Origin of the sequence: Bradyrhizobium genomosp. I (2014), assembly GCF_000261685.1 — a bacterium.
In the GTDB taxonomy this organism is placed as follows: Bacteria; Pseudomonadota; Alphaproteobacteria; order Rhizobiales; family Xanthobacteraceae; genus Bradyrhizobium.
Window position 1 is genome coordinate 1 of the sequence record NZ_AJQE01000463.1, and the last position, 2,605, is coordinate 2,605.

Annotated in this window: 2 protein-coding genes; both read left to right on the forward strand. The window is 58.8% G+C overall.

Translation table 11 applies throughout. The features are described 5' to 3' along the window. Positions 1-1,016: 1,016 nt before the first annotated feature. On the forward strand, positions 1,017-1,418 hold the full coding sequence (locus IC50_RS37960; protein WP_011084637.1) for a hypothetical protein: 402 nt from the start codon (positions 1,017-1,019) through the stop codon (positions 1,416-1,418). A gap of 834 nt (positions 1,419-2,252) precedes the next feature. Beyond that, positions 2,253-2,459, forward strand: coding sequence for a hypothetical protein (locus tag IC50_RS37965; protein WP_011084638.1), 207 nt, complete (start codon positions 2,253-2,255; stop codon positions 2,457-2,459). The last annotated feature ends 146 nt before the right edge of the window (positions 2,460-2,605 follow it).

Below are 2,605 nucleotides of genomic sequence, written 5' to 3' on the forward strand. Positions count from 1 at the left end.
CACTCAGCTCTGATTCCGGGTACTAGGGACGGTGCCATCTGGAGCATGTCTCTGGTCGTCTATCTCGAGCCGCGCTGCTACAAGTTCATACGATCACAGCGTTTATACGTCTCAAGATCGGCCCGAGTGCCACATTGCGCCGCACACGTTCGAGAGCCACAGGACGTAAGCCTGCGTGCGAGAGAAAAAGCAAGCCTCCAGCTAAACTCGAGACGCAAGGGTATTGCCGCCATTGTCCATCAACGCCGTTTTCCCGCGCGGGGTGCTTGCAACGTCTATTGCTTCACCTAACCCAACCCGCTAGCTGACACCGGACAAGCTTCGCCGAACATCGCAAGTTTGCGCCGGCAGTTAGCTCGTCGTATCGAAGCATGGATTTCGCATTCGGTCGGCAAGAACCTCTGGATGATCCCGTATAGCGGTGCCGCGGCGGTTAAGTGCCTGGCGGTCGCCTGGTTGCGCGAGCCGCCGAGATGGTTCTAATAGATCATATACGCCAGCCGGCCGAATCGGCTTCCAGCCGTCGAGGGCATCCACCGCGATTCAAAGTCGCTTTCATGTGGCCCGTCCAGAAGCGCTCGTTGGCTCAGAGGGCAGGGCCGTCAACAGGCCGAGCAGGCTGCCAGTGAAGCCTTCGAAGCAGGGTAGAAGCGATCGCCCGTTCCAGCGGCTTGGAGAATCTTAAACAATTATTGAATGTTGATTGCTGCTCCATGTACGTGCGCTCACCGACTTTGCCGCCGCCAGCCATCTACGCGCAGCCGGCACCATCCTCCATCCGATCGCCCCAGTTCTCAGCCTCTGGGCCGGCACCGGTGGGCAAAGCGACAGCACACGGACGCGCGCTTTACAGCCTATGGGCTCTGGCCGTATCGCGTTCACTGCCTCCTTTGCTGCCACGTTACCAAATGAGGTAGGTATCGCGTGTTGGCAATTGTGGTACCTTGTAGGGGATGATCGAAATGAGCGGCGAACAACTTAGTACGTTATAAGCCCTTCAAGCTAGGAGATCTCGAATGGCACCGAATGCAAGCGAAGACGAGAAACGCGAGCGGCGGCCACATGTCGGGCACGACCCGGCTCTGATATCTGGCGCTTCCGCCGATGGCGCTGGGAAATCTACGACAGCCGCATCGCCTATTCCATTTACTTTTCGGGAATGGCAGAGCTCGATTGAAGCGACAAGCAACCTGTTCGCTGCGGCCCTGAAGGACGGACTAGGTTTGGCGGCTTCCTCCCTGCACGATCAGGCCACCTTTCTGAAGGATATCGCGGACTCCAAAACTTCCTCGGAGCTGTTGCGGTGTCACCTGGATTTTCTGGAGAAATTCTGGTCGAGGTCGTTCAGCGCCGGCTCGAAGATATTGGATCATCTCAAGCCACAGCCATCACCCGCGGGAAGGCAGGCGCTTCACTGAGCTTGCGATAAGAGCCCGATCGCAGCTACTTCCTCCAGAGCCGAGGGCATATGTCGCCCACTGACGAGGGTGTGGGTCGCTTTAGTGGCTTCAGCTCACCCGCCAAATCCCACGATTGCTCTGAACTCAAGATGCCGCGAGTTATCTAAGATTCGTTTGCCATAGATACCTCTCTTTTTGTCGAATAGAGCTTTTCTTAGGCGGAGGCAGGCAACCGCTGTCCGCTCAAGGGGGCGCAGATCCGGTTGGCGGCCGATGCCGGGATGAGTGATGACGTGATCGCCACAAGCCTGGGCGTCGGCCACTTGGCGGTCTCCCACCCTTCGACGTTTTTGTCGAAGGCAACCTGGCGGAGAACCAGAGCGAAGAGCCGCCTACCGGGCAGAGCGCGAACTCAACGACAAGGAAGAGGCCCTTCTGGTGGCCACCGCCTGCGGCCCTCCGGCAGGCCGGGCGCTGGACACCGGAGCTGCTAGCTGGCGAATGCTCAGGCTGACGTGGTACCAAGCGTGCCGCCGGAACGTCGTTCTCACGCTTGACTGCAACTTGCCCACACGGGCCGCTTTCGTTTTGGGAATTGCCGGGTCTCGTCAGCTTTCAGTAAGCCAGCCCGGATACAGAGCCGTTGTGGTTAACGGGACGTGGCAGGGACAGCGCTATCTATCCAGAACGGTCAGCGCCGAGTCACGCTTTCCGCTAAACTCAACGGCAGCGCGGAGCGGCAGGGATAGTGCCTTTATCCAGCCCCCCAGGTCGGTAGGCGCCAGGCCGCGCCCGCGCTGTTTCCTGTCGCTGACCTTCTGTAGTCGGCTTTAAGCGTTCAGGGGGTGGAACATGGACGGCTTCAACTCAACATCCTCGCCTTATGCGCCGCAAGTGCGGCGCAACCAGCCGCTGCCAAGTTTGTCTCTTTATGTGCCCCCGAGCTGGCAGCAGGGAGATCCGTGGGCGCCGGAAGACCTCAAGTTGCGAATGGGTTTGCACAAGCTTCTGCCCCATCCGGATCTGAGCCAAATAAAAGTCTTACTCTCGGGGACGTGAACTAAACAGCCGGTATCGGGCCGCCAGGCTCGGAACACGAGATTTTTTTCCGCAGAAACTGAACTAGCTCCCGATTGAAGTCAGCCAAGGCGGCGAGTCGCCCGCGCTGCCTGCGATCCGAGTCGATCGTTAATAAGCCGAATTGG